The sequence below is a fragment of the Sphingomonas jaspsi DSM 18422 genome (assembly GCF_000585415.1).
Classification (GTDB): domain Bacteria; phylum Pseudomonadota; class Alphaproteobacteria; order Sphingomonadales; family Sphingomonadaceae; genus Sphingomicrobium; species Sphingomicrobium jaspsi.
On sequence record NZ_KK073876.1, the window covers coordinates 1,612,195 to 1,625,653 of the forward strand.

12 protein-coding genes are annotated in these 13,459 nt (G+C 62.9%); 6 read left to right on the forward strand and 6 right to left on the reverse strand.

Features of this window, described 5'->3' with window-relative positions; translation table 11 throughout:
• Positions 1 to 2: 2 nt before the first annotated feature.
• Positions 3 to 1,958 carry an asparagine synthase (glutamine-hydrolyzing) gene (gene asnB, locus G570_RS08355; RefSeq protein ID WP_037501138.1) on the forward strand — a complete coding sequence of 652 codons (1,956 nt, stop codon included), beginning with the start codon at positions 3 to 5 and terminating at the stop codon, positions 1,956 to 1,958.
• On the opposite strand, the gene G570_RS08360 is transcribed toward asnB, so the two are convergent.
• Positions 1,920 to 3,593 carry an ATP-binding cassette domain-containing protein gene (locus tag G570_RS08360; RefSeq protein WP_037501142.1) on the reverse strand — a complete coding sequence of 558 codons (1,674 nt, stop codon included), beginning with the start codon at positions 3,591 to 3,593 and terminating at the stop codon, positions 1,920 to 1,922. The genes asnB and G570_RS08360 overlap by 39 nt on opposite strands.
• Positions 3,590 to 4,366: a 5'/3'-nucleotidase SurE gene (gene surE / locus G570_RS08365; RefSeq protein WP_037501145.1), complete on the reverse strand. Its 777-nt coding sequence runs from the start codon at positions 4,364 to 4,366 to the stop codon at positions 3,590 to 3,592. Before surE ends, G570_RS08360 begins: the two co-directional genes overlap by 4 nt.
• Before the next feature lie 241 nt (positions 4,367 to 4,607).
• Here surE and dksA point away from each other — a divergent pair, with 241 nt between their 5' ends.
• Complete coding sequence (gene dksA / locus G570_RS08370; RefSeq protein ID WP_037501147.1) at positions 4,608 to 5,069, forward strand: RNA polymerase-binding protein DksA; 462 nt, start codon at positions 4,608 to 4,610, stop codon at positions 5,067 to 5,069.
• 71 nt (positions 5,070 to 5,140) lie between these two features.
• Here dksA and G570_RS13430 read toward each other — a convergent pair whose 3' ends face one another.
• Positions 5,141 to 5,296, reverse strand: coding sequence for a YdcH family protein (locus G570_RS13430; RefSeq protein WP_084607624.1), 156 nt, complete (start codon positions 5,294 to 5,296; stop codon positions 5,141 to 5,143).
• Positions 5,297 to 5,452: 156 nt separating this feature from the next.
• On the opposite strand from G570_RS13430, the gene G570_RS08375 reads away from it, so the two are divergent.
• The 4 genes from G570_RS08375 to G570_RS08390 all read left to right on the forward strand — a co-directional run bounded on the left by G570_RS08375 (position 5,453) and on the right by G570_RS08390 (position 7,826).
• A complete protein-coding gene (locus G570_RS08375; RefSeq protein WP_037501150.1) occupies positions 5,453 to 5,650 on the forward strand; it encodes a YdcH family protein in 198 nt (65 codons plus the stop codon).
• Positions 5,651 to 5,736: 86 nt separating this feature from the next.
• Entirely contained in the window at positions 5,737 to 6,234 is a 498-nt protein-coding gene (locus tag G570_RS08380) for a DUF1465 family protein (RefSeq protein ID WP_037501153.1), read from the forward strand.
• A gap of 18 nt (positions 6,235 to 6,252) precedes the next feature.
• Positions 6,253 to 7,398, forward strand: a complete 1,146-nt coding sequence (locus G570_RS08385; RefSeq protein WP_037501156.1) for an iron-containing alcohol dehydrogenase — start codon at positions 6,253 to 6,255, stop codon at positions 7,396 to 7,398.
• On the forward strand, positions 7,395 to 7,826 hold the full coding sequence (locus tag G570_RS08390) for an acyl-CoA thioesterase (RefSeq protein ID WP_084607754.1): 432 nt from the start codon (positions 7,395 to 7,397) through the stop codon (positions 7,824 to 7,826). The genes G570_RS08385 and G570_RS08390 overlap by 4 nt, the downstream gene beginning before the upstream one ends.
• Here the strand turns inward: G570_RS08390 and G570_RS08395 are convergent.
• The 3 genes from G570_RS08395 to G570_RS08405 all read right to left on the reverse strand — a co-directional run bounded on the left by G570_RS08395 (position 7,823) and on the right by G570_RS08405 (position 13,448).
• The gene (locus G570_RS08395; RefSeq protein WP_037501161.1) at positions 7,823 to 8,767 is read right to left on the reverse strand and encodes an NAD(P)H-dependent flavin oxidoreductase; all 945 of its coding nucleotides are present in this window, start codon (positions 8,765 to 8,767) and stop codon (positions 7,823 to 7,825) included. The two genes, G570_RS08390 and G570_RS08395, sit on opposite strands and share 4 nt — an antisense overlap.
• A gap of 14 nt (positions 8,768 to 8,781) precedes the next feature.
• Positions 8,782 to 9,783 (reverse strand): GDP-mannose 4,6-dehydratase, encoded by a 1,002-nt coding sequence (locus G570_RS08400; RefSeq protein ID WP_037501164.1) that lies wholly within the window; start codon positions 9,781 to 9,783, stop codon positions 8,782 to 8,784.
• Positions 9,784 to 9,848: 65 nt separating this feature from the next.
• Complete coding sequence (locus tag G570_RS08405; protein WP_037501166.1) at positions 9,849 to 13,448, reverse strand: ABC transporter permease/M1 family aminopeptidase; 3,600 nt, start codon at positions 13,446 to 13,448, stop codon at positions 9,849 to 9,851.
• Between the last annotated feature and the right edge of the window lie 11 nt (positions 13,449 to 13,459).

Here is a 13,459-nt window from a genome sequence, read left to right on the forward strand (position 1 = left end):
CCGTGTGCGGCATTGCCGGTATCTGGGGCGGTGGCAGCCGCGACGAGCGACTGGCCAACGCGATGGCCACTTCATTGCGTCACCGCGGACCCGACGATGCCGGGCGATGGATTGACGAGGCGGCTGACCTTGCCCTGCTCCATCGGCGTCTGTCGATCGTCGACCTGTCTCCGCTCGGTCATCAGCCGATGCTGTCCGCCGATGGTCGATGGGCGATCGCCTATAATGGCGAAATCTATAATCATGCCGAACTGCGCCATCGCCTCGAGCAGGCGGGAGCGGCGCCGGTCGGTGGGTGGCGCGGTCATTCGGATACGGAAACGCTATTGCAGGCCATCGCAGCGCTGGGCCTGGACCGCGCACTCGACCAGGCTGTGGGAATGTTCGCGATCGCACTGTGGGATCGCAAGTTACGCCAGTTGCACCTCATCCGCGACCGTTTCGGGGAAAAACCGCTATATTACGGATGGTTGGGCAAAGACTTTATTTTTGCGTCGGAATTAAAGGCGTTCAAGCAGCACGCCCATTTTAACGCGGCCATCGATGAGGGAGCGATGGTGGCCTATCTCGCGTCGACGGTGATCCCGGCGCCGATGACCATCTACCGCGGGCTGCACAAGCTGATGCCGGGCACGATCCTGACGCTGAAGGACGCAGCACGGCCCGCCGATTGGAGCGCCCCCACACCCGGGACATCGGGGCGCACGTTCGAATGTCGCCGCTATTGGGATTATCCGGCTGTTGTCGAAAAAGGGGCGGCCGAGCCGTACCAGACACACGTCGAGTCATTCCAGGCCCTCGACGACGCGCTGAGCGCAGCGGTCGACGGGCAAAGGGTGGCGGACGTTCCGATCGGCGCCTTCCTGTCAGGGGGCGTAGACAGTTCGACGATCGCGGCGCTGTACCAGCATCGTGCAACCCGGCCGATTTCGACTTTCACCATCGGATTCAGCGAACCGGCATTCGACGAATCGCCATTCGCGCGCGCCGTGGCCAGGCATCTCAAGACCGATCATCACGAACTGATCATCACGCCGTCGCAGGCGCGGGACGTCATTCCATCGCTACCCGCCATTTACGACGAACCTTTTGCCGACAGTTCGCAGATTCCGACCTACCTCGTCAGCCGGTTCGCGCGGCAATCGGTGACGGTTGCGCTAAGCGGCGACGGCGGGGACGAATTGTTCGCGGGATACAATCGCCACGTGATCGGGGCAAAGTTCTGGCGGCGCGTGGCGGGCTGGCCGGCATGGCTGCGCAAAGGCGGCGGAGGGATCGTCGATGCGCTGCCGTCTGCCTTCTGGTCCAGCGCGCCGGGACTGGGGCCGCGCAGCCCGGCATTCGTCCAGAAGCTGCGCAAGGGCGCGCGCGTGCTGCAACGGTCCGATACGCTCGCCGACGTCTATGCCAGCTTCGTCGACGAATGGTATGGCGAGGCGACCCCGTTGCGCAGCGGCGCACGATGGCGGCCTGACCTGCCCAGCTTGCCGAACCGAGTGGACGAAGCGGCGCAGATGGCCTGCTGGGATGCCATGACCTATCTGCCCGACGACATCCTGACCAAGGTCGATCGGGCGTCGATGGCCGTCAGCCTCGAAACGCGCGCACCGTTCCTCGATCATCGCGTAGCAGAAGTCGCCGCCCGCATACCGGCATCGATGAAGGTCGATCGGCGCGGCGGGAAGGCGATCCTGCGCGACCTCCTTGCCAAGCATGTTCCGACTTCGCTCTTCGATCGGCCGAAGACCGGCTTCGGCATCCCGGTCGGCGATTGGATAAAGGGGCCATTGCGGGAATGGGCGGAAGAGCTTCTGGACGATAACCGCCTTGAAACGGGCGGTGTGTTCGATCCGGTCATCGTCCGCAAGCGCTGGGCCGACCATCTCGCCGGACGACGCGATTCCACTGCGGCCTTATGGTCAATCCTGATGTTCGAGGCGTGGCGCGCCCTCGACTGACGTCGGGACGAGCCGACCATGGTCCAAGGTCACATGGATACCGCCGCGCGACAGCATGCCGCCGCGGTGAGCGATGACCACGATGGTCTTGCCGGCTTCCTGCAGCCGGTCGAGGCCGTCGAGGATCGTCTGTTCTGTCTCGTCATCGACCGCACTGGTCGCCTCGTCGAGCACCAGCAGCGGTGCATCGCGGTAGATGGCCCGGGCCAGCGCTAGTCGCTGCCGCTCGCCGCCGGACAGTCGCACGCCATCTTCGCCCAGTCTGGTGTCCAGGCCGCCTTCCAGCCGGTCGACAAGGAGCGAAAGACCGGAAAAACCAATCGCCTGGCGCATCTTTGCAATGTCGACGGGTCGAGATCCGGCAATCGCTGCGAGCAAGGGCTCGTCGGCAAAATAAGGGGACTGCGGCACATGTGACGCCATTCGCTGCAGTCGCTGTGCCGACGCCTCTACACCGTCCACGCTGATGCTTCCGCAAGAAGGTCTGAGCAAGCCCATCAGCAGGTCTGCAAGCGTCGACTTGCCTGCCCCCGACGGCCCCTTGATCACCAGTCGCTCTCCTTTTCGGATCGTGAGCGAGATGTCCTGCAATTCTGCCGTCGACGAGGCGGGGTAGGCAAAGCTGACCGAATGAAGCTCGATCGACCGCGCGAACCGTACCGCCGATGCTGGCTCAGCCACCGATGCAGGCAGTTCGGTCAGCGATAACGCCTCGTCGGCCATCGACTGCGCCATGGTCGAGGCCGTCCAGCCCTGGAACAAGATTTGCGCGGACGGCATCAGCCGTTGGCCGGCCAGCGCGAGCGCGCCAAGCGTAGGAATCGCACCAATAATCCCGCCGTCGCGGTCGCTCCACAGCAGGGTGACCGCCAGCATCGCCAGGATCGCGCCTGTTTCGACCAATTGCCGCGGGACCAGGTTGGCGACCGACGTAACGATGCCGTTTTGCGCAACTTCATCGCCGGCCTGTCCAAGGCGGCGACCGTAGGCTTGCTGCGCGCCGTCGAGAATGATGTCCCGAATGGCGCCTTGGCTGTCCTGCAACGCGCGAACTCGATCCTCGTAGGCGCGATTGGCTTGACCGCCGCTGCGTGAAAGTTGGCGGTGAAGGCCGAAACCGATCAAACTGAAAGTTCCTGCCAGTGAAATGAAAACGAACAGCGCTGCGGCGGCGTCGATCGCGAGAAGGATGGCCACGATGGCGATCATCGACAGCAACGCCGATATCGACTGCAGGACCGGGAGGAAGAGGCCGAAGATCGCCTGTTCGATCCGCTCGGGCGTCGCCAGCAGCCGGGCCGAATGTTCCTGCAGGTGAAAGACGTAGGGCTGGTCGAGCCATTTGCGGTGCGCCTCCTTGATCAGATCGCGGCTCGCGAGATGCCCGACGCGCTGGGTGGCAAAGGCGGTAATCGCCCGCAACACTCCTGACAGCCCGATGACCGACCCGAACGCCAGTGCGCTATGCCCGGCGCCGCCACCGCCGACGGTGAGCGCCGACAGCAACCCGGCAAGCGTGGCGACCGAGGCGGCGTCGGCGACGGCGCACAGGCACATCAGCAAGAGCGCGACCGCAACGTCGATACGACGATTGGCGGGAAGTGCGCTCAGCAGTCGCCAGGCGCGGTTCGTCATCCGGCAATCCGCCCCAACGATGCCTGAAGGTCAGACATTCCGCCGTCGTGGGTCAGATCGAGCTGGAGCGGAGTGACCGCGATGTAGCCGTCGGCCACTGCTTCCAAATCGGTCATGTGGGCCGGGGTTTGCACCGTGGCGGCAAGGCCGAACCAATAATAACGATAGCCGCGCGGATCGCGTCGCTCGGTGACCGTCAGACGCCCATAATCGCGCATGCCCTGGCGGCAAACGCGAACGCCTGCGACGCAGTCAGGCGTGGCGGCCGGGAAGTTGACGTTGACCAAGACGCCCTTTTCATGCGGCGTCTCAAGAATCGCTCTTATGACACGCTCTCCCCATGCCATTGCCGCGTCGAAGGGAACGGCATCGCCCATCGCTTCCCGGGGATAAAGCTGGCTGAGGGCGATCGACCGGATGCCGGCCAGCGCCCCTTCCATCGCGGCGGATACCGTGCCCGAATAGGTCACGTCCTCGGCCAGGTTGGCGCCGCGATTTACCCCGGACAGGATTAAGTCGGGCGGACTCTCCTTCATGATGTGGGCGAGCGCCATCATCACGGAATCGGTCGGCGTGCCGGTGACGGCAAATCGCTTGTCGCCGAGTTTTCTCAGCCGGATCGGCCGGGTGAGGGTCAGGGAATGGCCCGCTCCCGATTGCTCGTCCGCCGGCGCGACCGCCCACACGTCATCGGATAGTGCGGACGCAATCCGTTCAAGGACGGCGAAGCCCGGTGCGTTGATTCCGTCGTCGTTGGTAAGCAGGATGCGCATTGGCCAAGCTATGCGGCCTGTGCGGTGGCGGGACAACCACCTGCGGCATCCTCGCAACAATCCACAGTTATTTGGCCGCAATGTCGGTCAGTGCTTGTTAAGCATGGCGCGGTTAACTAATAGGCCCGCGGGGACATCGACTGTTCCGGCTAAGTGTCGGGAAGTCCTGTTGTTTTCGCCTCCGGCCGGACCCGGTGGCCCGGTTTCGGCAGGGATCGCGCTTGTGTCGGGGAGGGTATTGATGGCGACTGCTCTGCAAGACCTTTATGAAGGTCGTGAGCCATTCGATCGTATGGAACTACCTGAGGATTATCGTCCGTCGGACGAGGAAGAATTCATGTGCGACCGGCAGCGGGCCTATTTTCTGGGCAAGCTGAAGGATTGGAAGGAAGCGATCGTCGAGGAAAGCCGGGCAACGATGGCCCAGCTCCAGATCGACTCGCTACGCGAACCGGATATCGCCGATCGCGCATCGAGCGAAACCGACTGGTCGATCGAACTGCGCACCCGTGATCGCCAGCGCAAGCTGATCAGCAAGATCGATGCCGCAATTCGCCGCCTCCACGAAGGGGAATATGGCTATTGCGAAGTGACCGGCGAGCCGATTTCGCTGGCCCGCCTCGAAGCGCGTCCGATCGCGACGATGACCCTGGAAGCCCAGGAAAAGCACGAGCGAATCGAGCGCGTTTCGCGCGACGACTGATTTCTGGATTCTAAAATCGAAAAGGCCGGCCGCTCCCTCGAGCGACCGGCCTTTTTCATGAGCTCCCCGCTCTAATGGCCTACCAAGGCATCTTTGAGCCTGAGTTTTTCCTTCTTAAGTCGCGCCAGTAAATCCACGTCCGGGTGAGGGCGGTGCTCTTCCGCGTCGATCTGTGCGTGAAGAGCGGCATGTTTGGATGCGATTGCCTCAACGTGGGCTTTGTCCATCGGTCAATTTCCTTTCGTTGGCTGACGCGTGACAGAGCAGTGAATTAATCACGAAATTCGCCGATTGGCGAATCAGTTCGGCGAAACCGTGCGGCGGCTCGCCGTTGACAGACAGCCGGGTGACGGCGAGCGGTATCGCCGCTAGGATGAAGCGCCATGAACGACGATGATCCGCGCGAACTGCTCCAATTGCTCAAGGCGGAACATCGCAGGCTCGACACCGACATCGAACTTTTCCGCAATTCCGGCAATTTCGACCAACTCGAACTTGCCCGGATGAAGAAGCGCAAGCTGGTGCTGAAGGACGAAATCCAGGTGCTTAGCGACCGGATCATCCCCGACATCATCGCTTAAAGCATGTCCGAAGTTGACACAGTTGCGACCGAAGTAACGGGCGAGCGTTCCAACCACTCCACGACAATGGCACAATCGACCGACCGATGACCGACTCGAACCACGACGACGATCCGATCGCCCAGCTGCGCATCACGCCGCGGCTCATCGACTCGCTTTATACCGAGGCGATGGTCCTGGCCGATGAAGCGCGCGCCTATTTCGACGAGGCCGGTCGCCGCGATCGCGGCACGCTCGATGCGGCTGCGCGCGTCGGTTTCGCCTGCGAGTCGCTCAAGGTCACGACACGAATCATGCACATCGTTGCCTGGCTGCTGACGCAAAAGGCGGTCGAGACAGGCGAAATCAAATCGGCGGACGGCCGGCGCCCGGAACGGCGCCTTGGTCATGCCAACGACAGCGATTCCGAGCTGGTCGCCAGCCTGCCGGACGATGCGAAGCGGCTGATCAACGCCAGCATCGACCTTTACACGCGCATTCAGCGGCTGGACGAAGGCCAATTGGCCGACGAGCCGGCGCCCAGTCCGGCGCGGGCCTTGATGGGCCGCCTGGAACGCGACCTGATCTGGAATCGCCGCGACTGACGGCCTAAGCTGGAAGGCATGGAGCCTTTCACCTTTCATCCTGGACCCGCGATATTCTCCGGCGAGGGCAGTGCGCGGCGGCTTGTCGAGCTTCTTCCCGAAGGACGCTGCCTGTTTGTGACGGATGCCGGCGTTCGCCAGATGGGTTTAGCAGTTGGCATGGTCGACGCGCTTCGATCGTCCGGGCGCGATCCGGTCATATTCGATGCGGTGGAAGCTGACCCGTCCCGCGACACATTGATGGCTGCTGTCGCGCTCGGACGACGGCATGACGTCACGCATGTCGTCGGCTTCGGCGGCGGCAGCCCGATGGACGTCGCTAAGCTGGCTGCATATCTGCTCGGCTCTGGCGGCGATCTTGACGACATTTGGGGGGTGGGGCTCGCCAAGGGAACGGGTCTCCCGCTCGGGCTTGTCCCGACGACGGCCGGGACGGGCAGTGAAGCGACGCCGGTTGCGGTCATCACTTGCGACGGCGGCGAAAAGAGGGGCGTGAATTCGCCGTCGCTGATCGCCGACTGGTGTGCGCTCGACGCATCGCTGACGATCGGCATGCCGCGGCACCTGACGGCGGCGACAGGGATCGACGCGATGGTTCACGCCATCGAGGCCTATACCTCGGCGCGTCTGAAAAACCCGATCAGTGATCTTTATGCCAAAGAGGCGCTGCGTCTCTTGTCGGCCAATCTCATCCGCGCGTGCGAGCAACCCAACGACTTGTCCGCGCGGTCGGCGATGTTGCTCGGCGCGCATCTCGCCGGTCTTGCCTTTGCCAACGCGCCGGTTGCGGGGGTGCATGCGCTGGCCTATCCGCTCGGCGGTCTCCATCATCTGCCGCACGGCCTGAGCAATGCGCTGATGCTGCGCCCCGTCCTGCAACATAACAGCGAGGCGGCAAGGGAGCATTACGCCGAATTGGCTGAGATCGTCGTGCCGGGTTGCGCAGGGCAGGGTAGCCAAGCGCGCTGCGCAGTGCTGATCGACGCGCTGGACCGGATGATCATCGACAGTGGCCTGCTGCCGCGCCTGCGCGACCATGGCGTACCAGACACCGACATTCCGCTGCTGGCGCGGGAGGCGATGAAGCAGCAACGCCTGCTGGTGAACAATCCGGTACCGATCGACGAAAACGACGCTCGTCGCCTGTACGAGGCCGCGTGGTGAGCCGTCCCGAACCACGGCGGCGGGACGCGTACCGCCACTTTACGACCATCACCACCCGGTGGGCTGACAATGACGCCTACGGCCATGTCAACAACACCGTCTACTACGCCTGGTTCGACACGGCGGTGAACGAATGGCTCGTCGCGCAGGGACTGCTCGACATCGAACATGGCGACCCGATCGGGCTGGTGGTCGAAACCGGGTGCCGCTACTTCGCGCCGCTTTCCTATCCGGGCGAGGTCGAAATCGGCATAGCCGTGGATCACCTCGGTGGCAGCAGCGTGACTTACCGCGTCGGCGTGTTCGCCATGGGGGGCGCGGCTCCTGCCGCGGAAGGGCATTTCACCCATGTTTACGTCGGCCGCGACAGTCGGCGACCGGAGGCGCTACCCGATGACTGGCGCCGCAAACTTGAAGCGCTGGCCTAGCCGCAGAGCGCGGCCTTGGCCTCGGCATATTCGCGGGCGAAGCGGTCGACCAGTTGCCCGGCAGGCAGCTTTTCCTTGATGGCGCCGATGCCCTGGCCCGATCCCCAGATATCTTTCCACGCCTTGGCGCCGCCGAAGTTCATCTTGCTCGGGTCGCTTTCGGGCAGATTGTCGGGGTCCATGCCGGATTTCACGATCGAGCCCTTGAGGTAATTGCCCCACACGCCGGTGAACAGCGACGAGCCGACGATGTCGCCCGCGCCCGACTTCACGATCTCGTCCTTGTAATCCTCGGAAGCGCGCGCCTCGGTCGTGGCGATGAACGGCGAGCCGATATAGGCGAGGTCCGCGCCCATCGCCTGTGCCGCAAGGATCGATCGGCCGTGGGCGATCGCGCCCGACAGGATCAGCGGCCCGTCGAACCATTCCCGGATTTCCTGGATCAGCGCGAACGGCGACCATTTGCCGGCGTGGCCGCCAGCACCCGCGGCAACTGCGATCAGGCCGTCCGCACCCTTGTCGATCGCCTTGTGAGCAAAGACGTCATTGATGATGTCATGAAGCGTGATGCCGCCCCAGCGGTGCACAGCTTCGTTAAGCTCGACCCGCGCACCGAGCGAAGTGATGACGATCGGCACCTTCCATTTCTCACAAATCGTCATGTCTTCGTCGAACCGGGTATTCGACATGTGCACGATCTGATTCACCGCGAAGGGCGCCGACGGGCGGTCGGGGTTTTCGCGATCATGCTTGGCCAGCGCCTCGGTGATTTCATGAAGCCATTCGTCCAGCTGGCTTGCCGGGCGGGCGTTGAGGGCCGGGAAGCTGCCGACTACGCCCGCCTTGCACTGTTCGATGACCAGCGCGGGATGGCTGATGATGAACAGCGGCGATGCGATCACCGGGATGCGAAGGTTCTGCAGGATCGGGGGAAGGCTCATGCGTAGGGGCTTTCTCAGTCGATGCCGTGGTAAGATTTGAACCAGTCGACAAAGCGCGGAATGCCCTCGTCGATGCTCGTGGTGGGCGTAAAGCCGTGGTCGCGCTGGATGGCGCTGATGTCGGCGTAAGTGTCGGTGACGTCACCAGGCTGTAGCGACTGGAAATCGATCCGCGCGGTACGCCCTGTTGCCCCTTCCAGGACGCCGATCATCCGCATCAGCTCTTCCGAGCGATGGTTGCCGATGTTGTACAGCGCGTGAGGGCTGCGGCTGCCCCCGGCCTTGACCTCTCGGTCATCTTTCGGTGCGCCGTCGAGGCATGCGATCACGCCTGACACGATGTCGTCGATATAGGTGAAGTCGCGGCGCATCTCGCCATTGTTGAACACGACCAGCGGCTGGTCGGCCAGCAAGGCCTTGGTAAAGATCCACATCGCCATGTCGGGACGTCCCCACGGGCCATAGACCGTGAAGAAGCGCAGACCCGTCATCGGGATGCGGAACAGGTGCGAATAGCTTTCGCTGATCAGTTCGTCCGACTTCTTGGTCGCGGCATAGAGCGAGATCGGTTGGTCGACGCGGTCTTCGACGCGGAAAGGCAAGGTGTCGTTGCCGCCGTAGACCGATGACGAACTGGCGTAGACGAAATGGTCGACACCGCGGTGACGCGCCAGTTCCAGCATGTTGACGTGGCCGAGCAGGTTCGACCGGACGTAGCTGTGCGGGTTGATCAGCGAATATCGGACGCCGGCCTGCGCGCCGAGATGGACGATGCGGTCGAAGCGGTGATGCCGCGTGAATTCCGCAAGCGCGCCCTGGTCGGCAAAATCGACGCATTCGAAACTGAAGGCGTTGCCAAAGCCGGTCTTGAGGTTGGCAAGCCGCGCATGCTTCAGCTTCGGGTCGTAATAATCGTTGAGGTTGTCGATGCCGACGACTTCCTCGCCGCGCGCCATGAGCGCCTGCGATACCTGTGAACCAATGAATCCGGCGGCGCCGGTAACGAGAATGGACATGCGCCCCTGCTAGCCGAGCCGGAGCGCAGGCGCGAGAGGCCAGAAGCAGGAAATTTCCGGAACGCCTAGCGCGAGGTTGAGACCGACATGATGTTGTCGTTGCTGTTGCGGTCGACGTAAAATGCGTACGGGTCGACGCCCGCGAACTCCGGCTTGCGGTTTGAGCGCACGACGATGGTCTGTTTGCCGGACACGACCGGGCGGCGGTCGATCGAAATGACGTTCGCCTTGCCGAAGCTGCCTTCGCCGGGACGCGCAGTGAACAGGCCTATCTCGATCCGATCCCTAAGCGGGACCGCCTTTTCCGCGCCCTTGCCGTCGGCGTGATATTTTGCCGCATCGACGGTCAGCGTCGTCACCCACTGGGTGCCCTGCTGACGGGTCTGGGCGTCGGTGACCTTCAGGTCGTACAGGGTAATCCGTTCGAACAGGTCGGTGATCAGCGCCTGTTCGTCGGGCGTCCGCGCGACCTTGCGCAGTTCGGCAATGAAATCGAGCGAGCGGTGGTAGGGAGGCCCCTTGAACTTCCACCTATCGAGGAAGGTGCGCAGCGCGAGGTTCACCCGGTCTTCGCCCAGCCGCTGCTGAAGCAGATACATGGCGAGTGCGCCCTTGTTGTAATGGACGTAGGCCTGGTTTTCGACGCGGGCCAGCGGCAGCTCCTCCAGCGCTTCGCCCTTGCGCGAGCGAAGATAATCGTCGAGCTCATATTTCAGGAAGCGGCGGATGCTGTCCGGTCCGTACAGCTTCTTCATCACCATCAAGGCCGAATATTGCGCGAGCGTTTCGCTGGTCAGCGTGGCGCCCTGCATGTCGGCGCCGACCGCCTGGTGCGCCCAATATTGGTGGCCCAGTTCGTGCGCGACGACATAGGTCACATAGTCGATGTTCTCGGCATTGCTGAGGTTCGCGGCGAAGCCGATGCTCTCCGAATAGGGCATGGTGCCGGCGAAGGCCTGCGCGTAACCGGCATATCCCGGAAACTCGAGGATGCGGGCGTGGCGGAACTGGTAGGGCCCGAAATTCGCGCGGTAATAATCGAGCGCGGCACCCAGCGCCTTTTGCATCACCGGCACGTTCCAGCTGTGGCGCGGATCGTAATAGATTTCGGTGGCCACATCCCCCTGCATCCGCTGGTCGATCGCGTAGCGGGCGGACTGCACGGAAAAGAAGTTGTTGATCGGCGCGCTGCTCACGAAGCGCGCGGTCCGGCGTCCGTTTTCGACTTTGTCGGATACGCGATCGCCGGGCGCCACCGGGACCTGACCGGCATCGGTCGTAACGCTGATGTCGGAATGGACCCAACTCGTGCCTACATAGTTTCGCGCGGTCGCGGTCATGTCCTCCAGCTTTGCCGGCCGAAGCTCCGCTGGCAGTCCCTGTCGCCGACGCTGGGTGCGGTCGCGTAACAGGCCGTTGCGATCCATGCCGACGATCGGCGCAATCTTGTAATTGTTCACGAAAGTGCCGTTGGGCGTCACGTCCGTCGGCTGCGCGTCGTTGCGGAAGCCGCGGTACCAGATCCGGGTCGCGAAATGCGCCATTGTCGACTGCCCCGGCGCCAGCGGCTCGTCGAAACGGAAGATGTAATATCCGTGCTCGACATCGCGCCTCGTCGAATTGGCACCGTCCACCGACAGCTTGAACAATTTTACGTCGTCATCGCCGACCCGCAGATGGACCTCCGTCAACGGCTGCGCGGTTTCGTTGACCAGTCGATACGCCCCGTTGGTTTCGAGCTTGCGATCCTGCGGGAAAATCTGGATCGCCAGCTTGACGTCGCGGACGGTCGGCTGCGGCAGGTTTTCATATCTCAGATAACGTTTTTCAAGATCGGCTATCAAAACCTCGCGATCGTCGCTGGTGCGGCGAACGTTAAGCTGGTGCGTGGCGTGATAGATGACGCTTCCCGACAGGATCATGACGGCGAGTGCGGCAAGTCCGAAGACCACTTCGCCACGTCCCAGCCGACGGGAAAGGGCGGCAACGCGCGGGCGCACGGCGGTAACCGTACCGCGCGGCCAGACAAGGTGCGCGAACAGCAGCAGCAAGGCGCCGCCCGCCAGCCAATAGGCGCGCGCCCATGCTGCACCGATCCAGAAGCCGCCGTCGCCGTTCATGTCGCTCAGCGGTTCCATTGGCGAACTGCCATAGGTGTAGAGCAGGTCGTCGTAGCCGACACTGGACAGGAACACCCCGCTGACGAACCACAGGAGCATCAGGCCCCAACCGACATATTTGTTCGGGCTGAGCACCTGCATGAACACGGCGAGGATCGCGATCAGCAGGGAATCGATCGTAACCGGGGCGATGTACCAGAGGAGGTATCGGGTCGGGGAAAAGTCGAACACGCCCTTGGCGAGCTGGGTCGCCATTCCGGCGATAGACCCGGACACGACGACCAGCAGCAACACGGCGAGGATCGCCAGCACCTTCGGCACGATCATCACCCAGTCAGGCGACGGGGTCGAGTCGACGATTTCGTTGATCTTGCGCTCGCGTTCCCGCCAGACCAGTTCGCCGCCGTAGAAGATGGCGATCATCAACGTGAAGAAGAGATAGCCGTCGCGCAACGAACTGATCACGTTGGCCGTCAGAGGATAGGTCGGCGTGCCGTACATTGCGCGGGTCGTCAGCAGGTCGGCGAGCGAATTGAAAATCGCCAGCAGGAGGATGACGATCAGGCCGGGGCTTTTCAGCACCTGCACCATTTCCGCGCGCAGCCGGGTCAGAAATTGCGCGCGGGTAGACGCAGAACCGAAGCGCGCGCTCGGCAGGTCGGAAGCGGTTTCCGGCGCGACCGACGCCATTTGCGCATCACGCGCCTCTCGCTTCGCCAGCTTCCTCAATCGCCGCTTGGAGGGGGCACGCTCGCTGAAAGAAAATCGCCAGACGGTCCCAGCCAGCAGCAGCGATCCCAAGCCGATGACGAACAGGCGATTGATCAGGAAATTGCCGTGGAGGGGAAAAAGGCGGCTGTTGAGGTCGGCGGTGGTCCAATATCGCGTGAGGTCCTGGATCGCGCTGAACCCGAGCAATTCGAACTTCGCCAGGTACGGCAGCCATTCCGGCTTGTTCGTCGCGAACAGCAGGGTGACGGTGTAGCCCATCAGGATGACCACGACGCCGACGTAGCTTGCCAGCATCGACCGAAAATAGGTGGCGAGCGCGAGCAGCAATGCACAGCTCAGGAAGATGTTGGGCAGCGCGACGACCGAAAATTGCCACAGATACATCGCCGGGCCGTTGGGGCCGACGGTTTCGGCGTCCACCCACGGCATCTCGACCCCGACCATCATGCCAAGCGGTGTCGCGAGGTAGCCGAGAAGGGCGATGATCAGCCCGCCGACGAACCGCCCCATGATGAAGGCCGTCCTGCTGATCGGCGTCGTTCGCATGATCTGACCGAAACCGGTGGTATCGTCACGCACGACGGCATTGGCGACGAAACTGGTCGTCACGAACTGGTAGAAGATCGCGAAGACCGCCAGGGCCACGCCAACCGCGAACGGCGCATTTTCATGAACGGCGCCTGGCGTGCCGAAACTGACGTTTTCGCTCGCGGTCAGTCCGAAACCGAGCAGGACGAAAATCCCGACCGCCACCCAGAAGACCGGATTGCGCAGGTGGTAGCGGATTTCGAACCGCATGATGTCCAGGAACATTCCCGATGCTC